The sequence below is a fragment of the Devosia sediminis genome, from assembly GCF_016411825.1.
GTDB classification, from domain to species: Bacteria; Pseudomonadota; Alphaproteobacteria; order Rhizobiales; family Devosiaceae; genus Devosia; species Devosia sediminis.
In genome coordinates this window covers 476,743-493,964 of sequence record NZ_JAEKMH010000001.1, presented here as the reverse complement: position 1 = coordinate 493,964, position 17,222 = coordinate 476,743, and the positions used below count along the sequence as shown (strand labels likewise).

19 protein-coding genes are annotated in these 17,222 nt (G+C 64.3%); 11 read left to right on the top strand and 8 right to left on the bottom strand.

What is annotated here, in order from left to right; genetic code table 11:
• Positions 1 to 420, bottom strand: coding sequence for a secondary thiamine-phosphate synthase enzyme YjbQ (locus tag JEQ47_RS02570; protein WP_198874824.1), 420 nt, complete (start codon positions 418 to 420; stop codon positions 1 to 3).
• A gap of 248 nt (positions 421 to 668) precedes the next feature.
• Here JEQ47_RS02570 and JEQ47_RS02565 point away from each other — a divergent pair, with 248 nt between their 5' ends.
• From JEQ47_RS02565 to JEQ47_RS02530, 8 genes are all read left to right on the top strand, one after another.
• Positions 669 to 2,945 carry an OmpA family protein gene (locus JEQ47_RS02565; protein WP_198874823.1) on the top strand — a complete coding sequence of 759 codons (2,277 nt, stop codon included), beginning with the start codon at positions 669 to 671 and terminating at the stop codon, positions 2,943 to 2,945.
• A 139-nt stretch (positions 2,946 to 3,084) separates the two neighbouring features.
• On the top strand, positions 3,085 to 3,600 hold the full coding sequence (locus tag JEQ47_RS02560; RefSeq protein WP_198874822.1) for a TIGR00645 family protein: 516 nt from the start codon (positions 3,085 to 3,087) through the stop codon (positions 3,598 to 3,600).
• A 135-nt stretch (positions 3,601 to 3,735) separates the two neighbouring features.
• Complete coding sequence (locus tag JEQ47_RS02555; RefSeq protein WP_198875765.1) at positions 3,736 to 4,146, top strand: hypothetical protein; 411 nt, start codon at positions 3,736 to 3,738, stop codon at positions 4,144 to 4,146.
• Positions 4,147 to 4,292: 146 nt separating this feature from the next.
• Entirely contained in the window at positions 4,293 to 4,979 is a 687-nt protein-coding gene (locus JEQ47_RS02550; RefSeq protein ID WP_198874821.1) for a tellurite resistance TerB family protein, read from the top strand.
• A 119-nt stretch (positions 4,980 to 5,098) separates the two neighbouring features.
• Entirely contained in the window at positions 5,099 to 5,455 is a 357-nt protein-coding gene (locus JEQ47_RS02545) for a hypothetical protein (protein ID WP_198874820.1), read from the top strand.
• A 7-nt stretch (positions 5,456 to 5,462) separates the two neighbouring features.
• Positions 5,463 to 7,157 (top strand): methyl-accepting chemotaxis protein, encoded by a 1,695-nt coding sequence (locus tag JEQ47_RS02540; protein ID WP_198874819.1) that lies wholly within the window; start codon positions 5,463 to 5,465, stop codon positions 7,155 to 7,157.
• 69 nt (positions 7,158 to 7,226) lie between these two features.
• Positions 7,227 to 7,829, top strand: coding sequence for a hypothetical protein (locus JEQ47_RS02535; RefSeq protein WP_198874818.1), 603 nt, complete (start codon positions 7,227 to 7,229; stop codon positions 7,827 to 7,829).
• 82 nt (positions 7,830 to 7,911) lie between these two features.
• Positions 7,912 to 8,949, top strand: a complete 1,038-nt coding sequence (locus tag JEQ47_RS02530; protein ID WP_198874817.1) for an LLM class flavin-dependent oxidoreductase — start codon at positions 7,912 to 7,914, stop codon at positions 8,947 to 8,949.
• Between the two features lie 163 nt (positions 8,950 to 9,112).
• Here JEQ47_RS02530 and JEQ47_RS02525 read toward each other — a convergent pair whose 3' ends face one another.
• The gene (locus JEQ47_RS02525) at positions 9,113 to 9,262 is read right to left on the bottom strand and encodes a hypothetical protein (RefSeq protein ID WP_198874816.1); all 150 of its coding nucleotides are present in this window, start codon (positions 9,260 to 9,262) and stop codon (positions 9,113 to 9,115) included.
• Between the two features lie 118 nt (positions 9,263 to 9,380).
• Between JEQ47_RS02525 and JEQ47_RS02520 the strand changes: the two genes are divergently transcribed.
• Together JEQ47_RS02520 and JEQ47_RS02515 are read left to right on the top strand one after the other, a co-directional pair.
• Positions 9,381 to 10,598, top strand: coding sequence for a helix-turn-helix domain-containing protein (locus JEQ47_RS02520; protein WP_198874815.1), 1,218 nt, complete (start codon positions 9,381 to 9,383; stop codon positions 10,596 to 10,598).
• 26 nt (positions 10,599 to 10,624) lie between these two features.
• The gene (locus tag JEQ47_RS02515) at positions 10,625 to 11,257 is read left to right on the top strand and encodes a Vgb family protein (RefSeq protein ID WP_198874814.1); all 633 of its coding nucleotides are present in this window, start codon (positions 10,625 to 10,627) and stop codon (positions 11,255 to 11,257) included.
• A gap of 1 nt (position 11,258) precedes the next feature.
• On the opposite strand, the gene JEQ47_RS02510 is transcribed toward JEQ47_RS02515, so the two are convergent.
• From JEQ47_RS02510 to dnaG, 6 genes are all read right to left on the bottom strand, one after another.
• Positions 11,259 to 11,480 carry a hypothetical protein gene (locus JEQ47_RS02510; RefSeq protein WP_198874813.1) on the bottom strand — a complete coding sequence of 74 codons (222 nt, stop codon included), beginning with the start codon at positions 11,478 to 11,480 and terminating at the stop codon, positions 11,259 to 11,261.
• 70 nt (positions 11,481 to 11,550) lie between these two features.
• On the bottom strand, positions 11,551 to 11,841 hold the full coding sequence (locus JEQ47_RS02505) for an HlyU family transcriptional regulator (protein ID WP_198874812.1): 291 nt from the start codon (positions 11,839 to 11,841) through the stop codon (positions 11,551 to 11,553).
• A 10-nt stretch (positions 11,842 to 11,851) separates the two neighbouring features.
• Positions 11,852 to 12,343, bottom strand: coding sequence for a type II toxin-antitoxin system HicA family toxin (locus JEQ47_RS02500; RefSeq protein ID WP_198874811.1), 492 nt, complete (start codon positions 12,341 to 12,343; stop codon positions 11,852 to 11,854).
• On the bottom strand, positions 12,340 to 12,543 hold the full coding sequence (locus JEQ47_RS02495) for a type II toxin-antitoxin system HicB family antitoxin (RefSeq protein WP_198874810.1): 204 nt from the start codon (positions 12,541 to 12,543) through the stop codon (positions 12,340 to 12,342). The genes JEQ47_RS02500 and JEQ47_RS02495 overlap by 4 nt, the downstream gene beginning before the upstream one ends.
• A gap of 9 nt (positions 12,544 to 12,552) precedes the next feature.
• A complete protein-coding gene (gene rpoD / locus JEQ47_RS02490; protein ID WP_198874809.1) occupies positions 12,553 to 14,610 on the bottom strand; it encodes an RNA polymerase sigma factor RpoD in 2,058 nt (685 codons plus the stop codon).
• Between the two features lie 190 nt (positions 14,611 to 14,800).
• The gene (gene dnaG / locus JEQ47_RS02485; RefSeq protein WP_198874808.1) at positions 14,801 to 16,741 is read right to left on the bottom strand and encodes a DNA primase; all 1,941 of its coding nucleotides are present in this window, start codon (positions 16,739 to 16,741) and stop codon (positions 14,801 to 14,803) included.
• A gap of 57 nt (positions 16,742 to 16,798) precedes the next feature.
• Here dnaG and JEQ47_RS02480 point away from each other — a divergent pair, with 57 nt between their 5' ends.
• Complete coding sequence (locus JEQ47_RS02480; protein WP_198874807.1) at positions 16,799 to 17,188, top strand: hypothetical protein; 390 nt, start codon at positions 16,799 to 16,801, stop codon at positions 17,186 to 17,188.
• Positions 17,189 to 17,222: the final 34 nt, after the last annotated feature.

The following is a 17,222-nucleotide window of genomic DNA, read 5'->3' as shown; positions in this document are numbered from 1 at the left end:
TCATTCCCCGATAATGTGGAACACCAGCTCGCGCCGATGCGGCTGCGCGCGGTGTTCAAAGAGATAAAGTCCCTGCCAGGTGCCCAGCACTGGCCGTCCGCTGCTGACGGGAATGCCGATCGACGTCTGGGTCAAGGCTGCCTTGATATGGGCCGGCATGTCGTCTGGGCCCTCGGTCGTGTGCGTCAGCCAGTCCATGCCCTCGGGAACCAGCCGCCGGAAGAAACCACGGAGATCCGTCCGCACGTCCGGATCGGCATTTTCCTGGATCAGCAGCGAACAGCTTGTGTGCCGCACATAGGCCGTGACCAGCCCGGTCGAAAGCTGCGATCCGGCGACGAAAACAAGCAGGCTCCTGGTGACCTCGTAGAGGCCCTGCCCCTGGGTCGGGACCATGATGCTGTCGATAGCTTGCTGCATGCAAACTGGCCTAGCACGGTGGTGGGGCCGGCGGAAAGGCGAGGCTGTGCGCATTCGTCCACCTCGCCGCATTGGTGCCTTATTGCAACGCTGGTTTAGCAATAAGGCCCGCAGCGGAACTCTCGGGATTCCCCTGCGTTTTGGGCCTCGGAAGCTGCCGGACAAGGGGCCGCCCGCCGTTCATTCGGCGTTCAGGAACGGCCCACGATGCTCGTCAGGACGTGTTTCAAGCACAAAGGATAAGAACAATGCGCCTCAAGAACTGGCTGCTCACTGGCACCAGCATCACCATGCTGGCCTTTGCGCCCGTCGCCGCCAATGCCCAAAGTGCCGAATTGCAGTCGGCTTACTCGGCCTATGTGCAGGCCCAGGCATCGGGTGACGCTGCCGCGCTGGAAGCCGCCCAGACGGCACTGACCGAGCTCTGCATCGTCGAAGGCTTTGCGAGCATCGATGAGTGTATCGCGGCCCTGTCCGGCGCTGCCCCGGCTGCCGAACCGGCCGTCGAAGAACCCGCGCCCGCCGAAGAGCCTGTAGCGGAAGAGCCGCCGCCCGTCCAGGAACCGGTGGTCGAGGAACCCGCCGTTGAAGCTGCGCCCCCGGCTGAAGCCGCTCCGCCCGTCGAGGAAGCCCCGGCGGTTGAAGAACCCGTAATGGAAGAGCCGGCGCCCGAAGCCGCGCCTGCCCCCGAAGCGCCCGTCGTCCAGGAAGCGCCTGCCGAGGCTGCTCCTGCCGCCGAACAGCCGGTCGCTGAAGAGCCCGTCGTCGAGGCACCCGCTGCCGAAGAACCGGCCGTCGTGACCGAAGAGCCTGCAGCGACCTCCGAACAGCCTGCGGCTGAACAGCCTGTGGTTGAAGAACCCGCGCCGACGGCCGAAGAGACGGCTCCCGCCGCCGCTGCTGGCGACATCGAGGCCCAGCTCGCCGCCCACGTCGACGCCTACAACGCCGCCGTGGCCGATCTCGCTGCCGGCGTGCCGGATGCTCAGGCCCGTATCGACGCGGCCCTGGCGGAAATCACTGCCATCTGTGGTCTGCTCGGCTATACCGACAACGCCACCTGCACGGCCGACTTTGGCCTCACGCTGTCGCCGCTGCCAGAAGCTGCACCGGCCGAACAGCAGCCGGCTGCGGTGCCTGCCGATCCGGCCGCGCCGGTCCCCGGCGACGAGCAGCCCGCTCCGGTCGAAGAAACCACGTCCGATGGCCAGCCGGCCGAAATGGTCGAGGAACTGCCCCCCGGCGTGACCCCCGAGCAGATCGCTCCGGTCTTCGACAGCGCCAAGGATGCCTCTGCGCCCGCTGACGCCAACGCCACGGCGGAAGCCGGCACTCCGGCTGACGCCAGCGCTCCCGCTGAAGCCCAGGCAGCGCCCGCTGCGCCGACCGAGCCGGCTCCGCCCGCTCCGACCAGCGACGCCGAGGCTCAGGCCGAGGTCCTCATGACGCTGCAGGCCGCACCGCCTCCGGCAGTCACCGCCGAGGCCGGCACTGCCGTCGCCGCGACCGGTGGCACGACCGTCGAACAGACGATCGTGAACAACACGGTCAACAACATCACGAACAACATCACCAACATCAACACCACCGTCACGGGCGACAACAACACCGTCCAGACGGGTGTGCAGCAGACGCCGGTGACTGTTGTCGAGGCTCCGGTCGTCGAGACCGATACCGGCTCGGCCATTGCCCAGTTGATCGTGCAGGTCGGTACTCAGCTGATCATCAACTCGGTCGGCCAGGACACCGATCGCTTTTACGATCCGAGCCGTGGCGACGAGATCTATTACGAAGATCTCAGCAACGGTCGCACCCGCGAAGTGATCACCCGTCCCGACGGCACCCAGATCGTCACCGTGCGCAACCGCAATGGCGACATCCTGCGCCGCTCGCGCATCACTCCCGACGGCCGCGAATACGTGCTCGCCTACTTTGACGACCGTTACTATGACGACCTCGTCGAATGGCGCGATCCGGCTGCCGACCTTCCGCCGCTTCGTCTTAACATCCCGGTCCAGGAATATGTGCTGGATTCCCGTTATGCGGACGAGAACGAACTCACCGAGTTCTTTGCTCAGCCGCCGGTCGAGAATGTCGCCCGCCTTTATTCCATCGACGAAGTGAAGCGTTCGGCCCGTCTGCGTGACAGCGTACGTCGTCTCGAAGTGGGTAACCTCACCTTCGACACCGGTGCCGCCACCATCGGCCGTGACCAGGTCCAGAGCCTCTCGGCCGTGGCTAACGCCATGCTGACGCTGCTCGAGCGCAATCCGAACGAAACTTTCCTCATCGAAGGCCACACCGATGCGGTGGGTTCGGATGTGTCCAACCTGCGTCTGTCGGATATGCGTGCCGCCACCGTGGCCCGCGTCCTGACCGACTTCTACGGCGTGCCGCCGGAGAACCTGGCCACCCAGGGTTATGGCGAGCGCTACCTGAAGATCCGTACGGAAGCGGCCGAGCGTGAAAACCGTCGCGCCACCATCCGCCGCATCACGCCGCTGATCACTGTCGCGTCGAACTAAGCGACGACCTCGCAACCACAAGAAAGGCCGGGCTCCAGCGCCCGGCCTTTTTCTTTATGGGCCAAGCGATCTGCGGCATGTGGCCGCTTGCAAGCGGCAATGGAATTGCTATCTCTGCCCCATTCGTCCGGAGCGCACCATGAAGCAGTTGGAAATCCTCGTTGAACGCATCATCCTGGCGTCCCGCTGGCTTCTGGTCCTCTTCTATTTCGGCCTCGGCATCGCGCTGATCTTTTATGCCGTCACCTTCGGCATCAAGCTGTTCGACTTCGGCATCAAGCTCTTCGCCATCGATGAGACCGAAGCCATCCTCAAGGTCCTGGGCCTCATCGACGCGGCGCTGATCGCCAGCCTCGTCGTCATGGTCATCATCTCCGGCTACGAAAACTTCGTTTCCCGCTTCGACGACGAGGGCGATGTGCACTGGCTGGGCCAGATCGATGCCGGCTCGCTCAAGATCAAGGTGGCCTCGACCATCGTCGCCATCTCCTCAATCCACCTGCTGCAGATCTTCCTCAATGTGCCCAGCTATTCCAACGAGCACATCTTCTGGTTCACGGTGCTGCACATCACCTTCATTGTCTCGGCGCTTTTCCTCGCGCTGATCGACAAAATCTCAAAAAAGCCACAAAAGAATCTGGAGCCCGATCTCTAGTTCGGTCTCGCAACAGATTGAATCTCCATCGGAAATCGCCGCAAATCAGACAAACGTAATCGCCTTCACGTTTGCGGGAACTCCTTGTGCAAAGGCCGCGTTTATTTGCCAGCGTTGATACAACAGGAGCAAACGATGGCTACCAACCCCGAACGCGATACTGTTTATACCAATGACGGCAACCGTACCGTCTATACCCGTGAAAGCAACGGCACCGGCTGGTTTGTCGGTATTATCGTCGCCTTGGCCCTGTTGGCCATCGGCTACCTGGTTTTCTCGGCCAATTCCGGCCCGTCGACCACGGTTGACGTGAACGGCGCCCCGGCTATCGAGTCGACGACGACCGATCCGGCAATCGCCCCGGCCCCCATGACCGAAGCTCCGGCCGTTGAAACGGCTCCCGCTCCGGCCACCGAGGCTCCCGCCGTTGACGCCGCCCCGATGACCGAGGCTGCTCCGGCTGCTGAACCGGCCGCTCCGGCTGATGCCCCGGCTGCTACCGATGCCGCCCCGGCTGCTGAGCCTGCTGCTCCGGCTACAAACTAAGACCTCCATGGCCCTGGCCCTCCCTCCAGGACCTGCAAGGACCCCGGCTCCAGCCGGGGTCCTTTCTTTTGCGTGACAAATTGCCCCCGGCGGTTGCCAAGCGTGCCGCCAATCCCCATCTGAGGCCAAGCATCAAGGGAGCCGCAATGTTCAATATCGACCAGATCCTCAAGACCCTGCAGACCGATCAGGGCCTTCAGCGCAACGCCATGTCCGGAGCGGCTGGCCTGGCTGCGGGCATGCTGCTGTCCGGCGGCAAACCGGGCAAGCTTCTGGAAGGCGCCGTCAAGGCGGGTGCGCTGGCCGCCGTGGGCGGCCTCGCCTACAAGGCCTGGCAGAACCACCAGCAGAGCCAGAACCCGTCCACGCCCGCCCCCCGCGAAGAAGCTTTCATTCCGGCGCCCAATGACGAGCGTGCGCAGGAAGAGCTGGGCAAGACGCTGGTGCGCGCCATGATCTCCGCCGCCAAGGCCGATGGCCGCATTGATGCGGATGAAAAGGAAGCGATCTTCGAAAAGCTCAAGACCATGCCGCTCTCCGCCGAGGAAAAGGCCTGGGTCTTCGACGAACTGTCCACCCCGCTCGACATCAATGCCGTAGTTGCTCGAGCCGACACGCCCGAGCACGCCGCCGAGATCTACGCCGCCTCCCTAGTCGCCATCAGCGCCGATACGGCCGCCGAGCAGGCCTATCTCGAAGCCCTCGCCGTCAAGCTCAAGCTCGATCCGGCGCTGGTCACCGAAATCCATCGCCAGGCCGGCGAAAAGGCGCCCCAGCCCGCGCCGACCCCAGTCTCGCCTTTCGCCTATACGCCGGGCGGCGGCAACGTCTGACCCTTCGTGTGAATACAGCAGCGCCGGCCTCACGGCCGGCCTGCAACCCCTCGCTCCTGACGGGCTTAGCAGTTCCTTAAGCATATTCGGCTACGGATTTCCCCTAGGGACTTTTCCCTATGGACGACCAGTCGATGACCCCCGTGCAGCAATCGCGACCGCGCGATAAGGGCGACACCTCGCCGCTGCAGTTCCTGCCAGCCATCCTCTTTGCGCTTGTATCGGCCATCGCTCTGGCCGCGCCGCTGCGCGCGCCCGTGACAGGCGAGATGGCCGTCGTTTTTCCGCCCTTCACCTCCGAGCAGACCGCCTGGGCGCTGGTGCGTGAGGCCGGTGGCTCGATCGTCGGACCAACGCGCATTCCCAGCATCGTTGTCGCCTACGGCCATGACGCGGAATTCCAATCCCGCATGCGCGCGCTCGGCAGCCTGTTCTTCCTTGCCGCAGAAGGCCTCTGCGCGCCCCTGACAGCATAGGACCACTATGACGCTCTCCCATATCCGCGCCCTGGCCACCAACGTGGTCTTCGCCCTTGCCGTCGTGGCCGGCCTCGCGGCTGTCGCTGTCGACTGGGCAGTCCAGGGCTCCATCGATACCCCGGCCATCATCGCCCTGGCCGGCATCGCCGCCCTCGTTGCCGGCTACTTCACCATGCGCGCCACACCGGCCTACCGCTATCTCGCGATCACCGTGCTGATGGGCCAGATCGCCGCCGTCATCGCCGCTGCCGATGGCACGCCCTGGCAGACCGACCTGCACATGGCCTTCTTCGCCGCCCTAGCCCTCAGCGCCCTGCTCTACGACGTACGCGTCATCCTGATCGGCACCGCGGTCGTGGCGGTGCATCATCTGGTCTTCGGCATGCTGGTGCCGGGCCTCGTCTTCTACGGCGACAGCGGCTTCATCCGCATCGCCCTGCATGCTGTCATCCTGCTCCTCGAAGCGGGCGGCCTCATCTGGCTGATGCACAACACCTTCCGCCTGCTCAATATCGCCCGCGACAGTGCCGCCGAGGCCGAGGCCCATGCCGAGCAGGCGCGGAGCCTTGCCCGCGAAGTCGAGGAAAGCGAGGTGCTCCGCCTCGAAGAACGCCACCGCACGCTGAGCGAACTGCGCGAACAGTTCGGCACCGTCGTCACTGCCGCGCTCGATGGCGATTTCAGCCGCCGCGTGCCGGTGGATTTCGCCGAAGGCGACCTCAATGAACTGGCCCGGTCCATCAACACCCTGGTGGAAAACATCGAGGGCGGCGTGCGCGATACGTCGGCAATCATGTCGGCTCTATCGGCACAGGATCTGACCCGGCGGATGCACGGCACCTATCGCGGCGCCTTCGCCCGCCTGAGCGAGGACACCAATGCCGTTGCCGATCGGCTCACCGAGGTGGTCGAAACCATCCGCACAGCGTCCGGCACGCTCTCTCAAGCCACCGCCGATCTTCTCAGCGGCGCCGAGGATTTGTCGCAGCGCACCAGCCGTCAGGCCTCGACCGTGCGCCACACCACCGACAGCATCGAAGCGCTGGCGGGCACCGTGCGTACCAATGCCGACCGCGCCGGCAAAGCCAGTTCGGCCACGGCCAATGTCGTGGCGACCGCCGAGACCGGCAGCGCCGTCATGGCCGAGGCCACCGGCGCCATGGACCGCATTGGCCGCTCCAGCCAGCAGATCGCCGGCATCATCACCCTCATCGACGATATCGCCTTCCAGACCAACCTCCTTGCCCTCAATGCCTCGGTGGAAGCCGCGCGCGCCGGCGAAGCGGGCAAGGGTTTTGCCGTGGTCGCGGTTGAAGTGCGTCGCCTCGCGCAATCGGCCGCGGAAGCCTCATCCGAGATCAAGGGCCTGATTGAGCAGGCGACGAGCCAGGTCAGCGAGGGCAACCAGCTGGTCGGTCGCGCCGCTGCGACCCTCATCCAGATCGCCGATGCCGCGCGGACCAGCAATGAGCTGATGCAGGGCATTGCCGAGGCCGCGGCCGACCAGAACATGGCCATTGCAGAGGTCGAGGGGGCAGTGCGGCGGATCGACGAGATCACCCAGCACAATGCAGCTCTGGTCGAGGAGACCAATGCCGCCGTGGCGCAGGCGCAGGAACAGGCCGCCACGCTGGACGCCGCCGTCCGGGTTTTTCGTCTCGATCCTGCCGGTGCAGCGCGCGGCCGTCAGGCCGCCTGAGCTCAACAAGTCGCGTGACGGCGGCGTCGCCTTCTGCTTGGATTGCCCTCGAACCCGAGGGCATCTTCCATGCCGGACGACGCAGCCATCGACCAACCCGCGATCGGCCACCCGCTCTATATCGCCTGGGGGCGGGTCGTGCTGCACATGTCGGACCAAGGCATCACGGCCGAGGCGAATGGCCTGCGCTTTACGCGAGACGGGCGGATCACGTTCCGCCCCTATACCGATATCGTTGAAATCAACCTGGCCATGAACCCGGTGCACAAATCTGCCGAAATGGCGCAGATGACCATCCGCTTCTTCAATGGCCTCACCATGCGGATCCTCAACACCACGGCCTGGGGCAATGTCGATGCCGACCAGACCCAGCATTACTACCGCTTCAAGGCCGACCTGCATGAACGCCTGATCGAGAGCGGTGCCGCGGCCAACATCGCCTTTACCACTGGATACACGTCAGGCCGCGGCACCTTTCTCAAGGTCGCTCTCGCCATCGGCGCGATCTTCTTCATCGGCACGCCCATCGTCATCTTCCTGATGACCGGGCAGGCCCAGGCCCTGCTGGTCTGCGTCGCCGGCGCGGGCCTGATATTGCCCTTCTACCGCGCCTCCAAGCGCAACGAACCCGGCCGTTACGACCCGCGCTCACCCCCGGACATGCTGGCCTGAGGTCTTCGAATGACAGGAACAGCCATGTGCGTTCTTGAACCCACCGCCTTGCCCCGCCAAATGGGATGCAAGGAGTGACATCATGGAACTTGGCCTCTATTCGTTCGCGGAAAACACCCCCGACCCGCTCAACGGCAACCGGACCCAATTACCGGCGGAACGGCTTGCTGACCTGATCGAGGAAATCGAGCTTGCCGACCAGCTTGGCCTCGCCTTCTATGGTCTGGGCGAGCACCACCGCGCCGACTACGTCGCGTCGGCCCCGGTGACTATTCTTGCCGCCGCCGCCGCGCGGACCAAGTCCATCCGCCTGTCCACCGCCGTTACCGTGCTCAGTTCCGAGGACCCGGTGCGCGTCTGGCAGCAATTCGCGACGCTGGACCTCATCAGCAATGGCCGGGCCGAGATCATGGCCGGTCGTGGCTCCTTCATCGAAAGCTTCCCGCTCTTCGGCCTCGACCTCGACGACTATGACGACCTGTTCGAGGAAAAGTTGGAAATGCTGCTCAACATCCGGCAGGGCGGCAAAGTCGCATGGCCAGGGAGCACGCACACCAAACCCATTCCGGGCCTCGAGATCTTTCCCAAGCCGCTCCAGGATCCACTGCCGCTCTGGATCGCGGTCGGCGGCACCCCCAATTCGGTGGCCCGCGCCGCCTATTACGGCCTGCCCCTGATGATCGCCATCATCGGCGGCCGCCCGCGCCAGTTCCAGCCGCTGACTGAGCTCTACCGCCAGACCGGCGCCAAGGCCGGCCATGATGCATCCAAACTCAAGCTGGGGGTCTCCGGGCATGGCTTCATTGCCGAAGATAGTCAGGCCGCCCGCGACATCGCCTTCCCGGCCCACAGCGCCGTCATGAGCAAGATCGGGGCCGAGCGTGGCTGGCCACCCACTACGCGCGCGCAGTTCGAGGCCGGCACCACGTCCGAAGGGGCCTACTATATGGGCTCACCGCAGGAGGTGATCGACAAGATCCTGATGCAGCACGAATGGTTCGGCCACGACCGCTTCGGCCTGCAACTGAGCGTCGGCACCCTGCCCCACGACAAGGTCATGAAGGCCATCGAACTCTATGGCACCGTCGTCAAGCCAGCCGTGGACAAGGCACTCGGCTAGCGGAAGACCGACCTGCACGCCTGCTTTAGCAGGCACATGCCGCCGCGCCACACCGCCCTGAGCCAGAGCGCTTTGCGGCGCGGCGGCAGCTCGTCCCTGTCCTCAAAGGCGCGCCTGTAGCTGTCTCGCGTAAGGTAACTGGTGGGGATCATGACGTCCTCCATCAGTTCCAGTTGTCGATCTTGGCGTCGTGCGGGAAGGTCTCGTGCTTGCCATCCCCGCTGACCTGCTCGGTCCACCACCCGGCCAGCGCGTCATAGGTCGTGACCGGGCTCTCTGTCTTGATTCCAACTCTGTGGACGATATCGGGCATTGCATATCTCCTGGTTGTCCGTTCGTATCCATGGGCCGCAACTGCGGTTGGTAAGAACGCTAGGCCCGTTGGCGCGGGGACCGGGAGTGACAAGAGTGTCGCGATTGCCTGGACTGACATGGACGCCGTGATATCAGCCGCCGGTCACGCCCTGGCGCGGGGCGACGTGTTGGGCGCCCTCAAGCGCGTGGCGCTGCGCGAGGATGGCGCGGCGCTCGCTTTGCGCGGCATTGCCATGGCGCAACTGGGCGACCTGCCCAAGGCGCGGGCCCTGCTCAAGGCTGCCACCCGTCAGTTCGCGCCCAGTGAAGCCCTCTCCCGTGCCCGCTGCCAGCTCGCCGAAATCGAGATCGCTCTCGTCTCTCGTGATCTCAATTGGCCCCAAGGCCGCCTGCGCGGCATCCGCGAAACCCTGATGCGTCGCGGCGATCCGACCAATGCCGCCCACGCCCTCCACATCGATGCGCGCCGCGCGCTGCTCCTCGGCCATGCCGACACAGCCGAAGAACTGCTCGATGGCCATCCCGACCGCGCCCTTCGTCCGGCGCTCACCGCGGCGCGCGCCCTGCTCCGTGCGGGCATCGCCATGCGCCGGCTAAGGCCGCGCGAGGCCCGCACTGCCCTGGCCGAGGCACGGATTGCGGCAACGGCATCCGGGCTGGCCGGGCTGGTCGCGGAGGTCGACGCGGCATCAGCGAGGCTGGAGGGACAATCCGCCCTGCTGCGCCGCAACGGCATCATTGAGCGTCTCGATGTCGACGGCATCGAGGCGGTGTTGGCGTCGCCCGCGCTGGTCATCGACGCCTGCCGCAATCTTGTCCGGCATGCCGGAACAAGTGTGTCCTTCTCCAGCCGGCCGGTGCTGTTCGCACTGCTGCGCGCCCTGGGCGAAGCCTGGCCCGCCCCCGAGACGCGCGACACGCTGTTGGCCCGCGCCTTCGGCGCCCGCTTCGTGGACGAATCCCACCGGGCCCGCCTCAGGGTCGAGATCGGCCGACTGCGGGCCCTTCTGGGCGACATGGCGGGGATCGAGGCTACGCCCGAAGGTTTCGTGCTGGTGGCCGATCAGCTTGATGTCGTCGTCCTCTCTCCACCGGTGGAAGACCGGCACGCCGATCTCCTCGCTCTCCTGGCCGACGGCGAAGCCTGGTCGAGTTCGGCTTTGGCCCTGGTGCTGGACACCAGCGCCCGAACCGTGCAGCGGGCTCTCGACGACCTTTCGGCGCGCGGCAAGGTCGAGAGCTTCGGCAAGGGTCCGGCCCGTCGCTGGATCACCCCGCCCATGCCTGGCTTCCCGACATTGTTGTTACTCCCTGGCCCCCTGCCCGGCAGCTAGACTGAAGGGATCAAGGAGGATCTGTCATGAAACGATCAACCGCCGAAATCGTCGCGGAATACGGCCCCTTTCCGGGCGCCGACAATATCCATGGCGTGACCTTTAACGGCAGCAATGTCTGGTTTGCGTCTGGAGATCGGCTCAATGCCTTGGACCCGGCCACTGGCCAGACGACGCGCAGTTTCGATACGCCCGCCTATGCCGGCACCGCCTTTGACGGCCAGCATCTGTTCCAGATCGGGGAAGACCGGATCAACCGGCTGGATCCGGACACGGGCGAAGTGCTTGCTTCCATCCCGGTGCCAGGCGAAGGGGCAACTGGCCTTGCCTGGGCGGAGGGCTCCCTTTGGGTCGGCGACTATCGCGCCCGCCGCATCCATCAGGTCGACCCGGAAACCGGCGCGGTCATCCGGTCCATCGAAACCACGCGCTTCGTTACCGGCGTCACCTGGGTCGATGGTGAACTCTGGCACGGCACTTGGCAGGACGACCGCAGCGACATCCGCCACATCGATCCAGCGACGGGCGACGTCCTGGATGTGCTCGAAATGCCCGAAGGCATGGGTGTTTCAGGCCTCGAAAGCGATGGCGGCGATCGCTTCTTCTGCGGCGGTGGCAGCAGTGGCAAGCTGCGCGCCATCCGCCGCCCGCTCAGCTAGTTCACTTGCCGCTGCGCTTGATCGACTTGATGGCCAGCGGCGGCTGACCGGACTTTTCGGAAATGGCGCGATCCTGCTCCATGATGGCAGCGCGGGCCGGCTCATCGCCGTCGAGGCCGCCCAGCAGGCTGGCATCGACCTTGCGGTTGGAGCGCTGCGACCCGTCTTCATAGACGATGTCGAACATCACGAATTCGGTGCGCGCGGTGGGTTTCTTGGCCATTTCTGGCTCCTTTCAAACAGGAAACCGCGAGCCGATGGCTCGCGGTCGTCAGTGGAATGGCGAAAAGCGGCTAGCGGAAAATCTGCTCGCCCTGCTCGTCGATGATCTGGCGGCCTTTGACCAGGGCCAGCGCCGCGAGCTCGTCACGCGAGGCCATCCGCTCGGCGCGGATATAGCGATAGGTCTTGAGCTCGCCGCCGACTTCCTTCTCGATAAGGCCGGCAAGCTGCAATTCACTGCCCGCCTTCATCTCGATGGCCTTGATCAGGAAGCCCTTGTAGGTCTCCTCGCCCAGCACCTTGTCGCCGGCCGGTTCGGCGCTGGCCGACCCGCCCCCGAAGAGCTTCTTGAAGAACGACATGTGGGTCTCCCTAGCGTCTCGTGTTCCTGGCCGGCCGGGGTCTTTCCAGCTCGCCGCGTCTGTCCATCTCCTCCTGCAGCCAAAGCGGGGAGATGTCAAAATAGTTCGGCCAGATCGGCTTGCCGTTGACCAGCTCGACCTTGGCGAAGTAGGCCCGGTCGCGCAGCGGCTCCGTCCCCTCGCCGCGCTCGGCCAGCATGGGGGCCGCGTTGAACGTCCCCCAGGTGCCATCCGAAAACGCCACTACCAGCTTGAAGGGAATGGCGGTCCGCAGCGAGGTGAGTTTGAGAGTGCTCACCGTAACTCGTCCTCGGGAATGTCGGCCAGCTTTGCCAAATGCCTCAATAGCCCTGCTTTGAGCGGCGTATTGCCGTGTACTGGCAGCGAAATCCGAGCAGAGTTTCCTGCCTTTCCATAGATGGTGGCTGCCGTTGATCCGAAGCAGGTTCCAGCCGCGACGTTCGATCATACGGGCGAACTCGCGGCCGGAAATTGACTTCATATAGCGATGTCCAGCGTCCGTTCAAAACCTTCCGTCACCGGATCGACGAGGTCGACCGAAAGGCATCCGACGATGGCCTCCCGGATATTCTCGTCAAGTTCTTCGAGGGTTTCGCCCTGACTGACGCAACCGGGAATGGCAGGCACTTCGGCCCAATACCCACCCTCTTCCGCTTCATGGACGATGATCTTGACCTGCATCGTCGCCTCCTAGTTGTCGAGGAAGCTCCTGAGCTTCCGGCTGCGGCTCGGATGCTTGAGCTTGCGCAGCGCCTTGGCTTCGATCTGGCGGATACGTTCGCGGGTCACCGAGAACTGCTGGCCGACTTCCTCGAGCGTGTGGTCGGTGTTCATGCCGATACCGAAGCGCATGCGCAGCACGCGTTCTTCGCGCGGCGTCAGCGACGCCAGCACGCGGGTGGTGGTCTCGCGCAGGTTGGACTGGATCGCCGCGTCGATCGGCTGGATCGCGTTCACGTCCTGGATGAAATCCCCGAGGTTCGAATCTTCCTCGTCGCCAATCGGCGTTTCGAGCGAGATCGGCTCCTTGGCGATCTTGAGAACCTTGCGCACCTTGTCGAGCGGCATCTGCAGCTTTTCAGAAAGCTCTTCCGGCGTCGGCTCGCGGCCGATTTCATGGAGCATCTGGCGGCTAGTACGCACGATCTTGTTGATCGTCTCGATCATGTGCACCGGAATACGGATGGTGCGCGCCTGGTCGGCGATCGAGCGGGTGATGGCCTGGCGGATCCACCAGGTCGCATAGGTCGAGAACTTGTAGCCGCGGCGATATTCAAACTTATCGACGGCCTTCATCAGGCCGATATTGCCTTCCTGGATCAGGTCGAGGAACTGCAGGCCACGGTTGGTGTACTTCTTGGCGATCGAGATCACGAGGCGAAGGTTGGCTTCCACCATTTCCTTCTTGGCGATGGCGGCTTCGCGCTCGCCCTTCTGCACCTTGTGCACGATGCGACGATACTCGCCGATATCGAGGCCGGCTTCGGTCGCGATGGTCGAAATATCCGTGCGGATTTCGGCAATGGTGTCGGTCTCGCGGCGCGCAAATTCCGACCAGCCCTTGCCCTCGAAGCTTTCCAGCGACCATTCCCAGCTAGGATCGAGCTCGCGGCCATAATAGTTCTGGAGGAACGACTCGCGCTTGACGCCATAGCTTTCGGCGAGGCGCAGCAGGCGTCCCTCGAGGCGCACCAGGCGCTTGTTGATGTCGTAAAGCTGCTCGACGAGGCTCTCGATACGACCCGTATTGAGCGACAGCGACTTCACGTCGGCAATGACGTCGGCACGCAGCGCGCTGAGCTTGCTGGTCTCCGCGTCCGAGACAGTCGCGGTGCGATCCTCGGCGTGGCGGTCCTGCATTTCGCGCATCTGCCCATAGGCATCGGCGATGCGGTCGAACGTTTCCACCACCTGCGGCTTGAGCTCGGCTTCCATGGCCGAGAGCGACAGGGCGTTGTCGAATTCGTCGTCGTCTTCCTCGACCGGATCCTGCGGGGCTTCCGGTTCTTCGGGGACGTAGTCGTCCTCGTCGTCGCCCGAGCTGGCGCGCTTGGGCGCCGGCTTTGCAGCCGCCTTGGCCGGTTCCGGCTCGGGCTTGGGCGCGGCCACCGGAATTTCCGGCGCCGCCTGCTTGGCGTCAGGGCCGGCATAGGTGGCTTCGAGATCGATAATGTCGCGCAGCAGGATCTCGCCCTGGGCGAGCTGTTCGCGCCAGATGATGATGGCCTGGAAAGTCAGCGGCGACTCGCAGAGGCCTTCGATCATGGTCTCGCGGCCGGCCTCGATGCGCTTGGCGATGGCGATTTCGCCTTCGCGGCTGAGCAGTTCCACCGAGCCCATTTCGCGCAGATACATACGCACCGGGTCATCGGTACGGTCGGAGCCGGACTTGGTATTGGAGGTGTTGGCGACGGCCGTACCGGTCGAAGTGGCGACTTCCGAACCGGTTTCGTCCTCGTCCTTTTCGACTTCGGTCTCTTCGACCTCGTCCTCATCGACGACGTTGATGCCCATTTCCGAGAACATGGACATGAAGTCTTCGATCTGTTCCGAGCTCACCTCATCGGAGGGCAGAACGGCATTGAGTTCTTCATAGGTCACATAGCCGCGCTTCTTGGCGACCTTGATGAGCTTTTTTACGGCTGCATCGTTCTGGTCGATCAACGGACTGTCGTTGGAAGCTTCGGGCGCGCCGGCTTCCGGCTTTTCCGTTTCCTTGGAGGCTTTGTTCGCTGCCTTGGTGGCCATCTGGTACTCCTCGGGACCCATGGGCGAGTGATCCCGGTTGTGTCTTAGGTGGTGACAACTCAAGACAAGGTAAAGGAGCGCTCACCGGAGCGTTAACGCACCGGACGAAAGGTTCGCTCCCTGTTTCGCGCTGTAGCTGATTCGCCACAACGCAAAATCGCGCATCGTCGCTAGCCTCGAGAAAATTTTCTCAGAAACTGCGAGTTGCGCGTCCGGATAGCGAACCAAATCCTTCGATCAATGCCTCTGTGCCATCGACAGTGGTAATCTGGTTCTTGATGTCCCGCAGCCTTTCAAAGGTTTCTTCGCTCGGGTCTTCGCCCAGCGCGGCTTCGGCTGCTTTCAGCTCTCTATTTAGCTGAACTTTCTTGTTATGCAAGGCCAGCGCATGACTCAATCCGGTCTCGGCATCGATGCGGGCCGTCTCCGGCGCCACCTGCCACACGCCCTGCCGGGTCAGCGTCTCGGTCATCCGCGCCAGGGCCGGTCCATGCCCACGCACGCCCAGGGCCGAGCGCATGTCATCCGCTGAAATATCGTGGTGCCGCACTGCCAGCGCCAGGATATCGCCCAGCACCTTCTGCGCCACCGGCGTCTCGCAATCGAGTGCCGCCAGGGGCTCGAACAGGTCTTCCACCAGCGCCGGGTGATTGACCAGCGTCAGGATGATCGTCGCCTCGCGCGGGCTGGCCTCGGCCACGACACCAGAGCGCAGCAGCCGCGAATTGCGCAGCGTGTCGGAAACGACGAGCCGGGGCGTGCCGCGCGACGGGTAGCCATAGGCGCCGCTCTGCCCATAAGCGGGCTTGCCGCCACGCTGCCAGTTGTCCCGCCCGCCCTGCCGCAACGGCGCGAAGAAGGCCTTCAATTTTTCGTCGAACGCCTGCTGATAGTGAAAGCGGACCGTGGAATCCTGGATGCCGTTGGCCCGTTCGCGCAGCCGAGCCTGCAGCGCCGCGCGTTCTTCCGGCGCCTCCGGCACGAGACCGCCGGTTTCAAAGCTCCAGACCATGTCGGAAAGGCTGCGGGCCTTTTCGATCACCTCGGCAAAGGCATCCCTGCCTTGCGCCTTGATCAGGTCATCCGGGTCCTGCCCCTCGGGCAGCGTGGCGATCTTGACCGTCTTGCCGGGTTTGAGATGGGGCAGGATCAGCTCGGCCGCCCGCTCGGCGGCCTTGAGGCCGGCCTTGTCGCCGTCAAAGCAGAGGATCGGCGTGTCGCTCATGCGCCAAAGCAGTTGCACATGCTCCTCGGTCAGCGCCGTGCCGAGCGGAGCCACCGTTCCCTCGAACCCGGCCGACACGGCGGCGATCACGTCGAGATACCCTTCCACCACGATGACACTGGCGCCCTCGCGGGCCGCCGTCTTGGCGGTAAAGCCATTGTAGAGCGTCTGCCGCTTGGAAAAGAGCTCGGTCTCGGGCGAGTTGAGATACTTTGCCGGCACGTCGGGGCTCATCGCCCGCCCGCCAAAGGCAATCACGCGCCCGCGGAAATCGGTGATCGGAAACATGACGCGGTTGCGGAAACGGTCATAGGTCAGCGGATCGTCGTCGCGGCTGGTGACGAGACCTGTGTCCACCATGGCCTGCGCCGGGACGCCATTGGCCGCCAGGTGCTCCTTGAGCCCATTGCGGCTGTCGGGCGCAAAGCCGACCCGGAACCGCGCCTGGCTCGCCGGCGAAACGCCGCGCTCGAACAGGTACCCGCGCGCCCGCGCCCCGATATTGTGCGCCAGCGCCGCCTCGAAATACTTCGTCGCCAGCTCCATGACGTCGATCAGCGTACGCTGCGCCGCTTCGCGCTTTTCCGTGCGCTCGTCCCGGACCGGCATCGGCACGCCGGCCATGCCCGCGAGCTTTTCCACCGCCTCGGGAAAGCTCATCCCGGCCTTTTCGGTGAGAAAGCGGAAATGGTCGCCGCTCGCGCCGCAACCAAAGCAATGGTAGATGCCGCGCCTGTCGTCGGCGTGAAAGCTCGGACTCTTTTCGGCATGGAACGGGCAGCACGCCCACATGTCGCCCTTGCCGGGCTGGGATTTGCGCTTGTCCCACAGCACGTGCTCGCCCACCACCTGCGTGATCGGCAGGCGCTGGCGAATTTCGTCCAGGAACGTATCGGTAAAGCGCATGTGTGTTATCTAGGCGTTGATCAGGCCCGAGTCACGACCAGAGAGTTTTCCACAGCCATGCCCAAGTCGAGGATGCCGATACCGGCTCTGTTGGCGCTCACCCTTGGCCCTGTCATCGCCATCGGCACGACGCTCTGGGTGGTCAACGACATGGTTCCGGTGTGCTCCGTCACCGAGATCCAGCGTCACACCTCCCCCGACAGCCAGTTCGACCTCGTCACCTTTTCGCGCACCTGCGGGGAAACCACCGAGAACATGCAGGCCGCCCTCGTGCCGCCAGGCGAACTGGTGCCGTTCGATGCCGCCAGCTTTGTCTCGGTCGCCGCCGGGGTCGATCTGGAGCCGCGCTGGGATGCCTATGGCAATATCGAAATCACGCTGCCCGAAGGGGCGGAGGTGCTGCGTCAGGACGAAACCGTCGCTGGCATTTCGGTGATCTATCGCTAGGCGCAACTTGGCGCACAGTCATGCCGTTGATCCG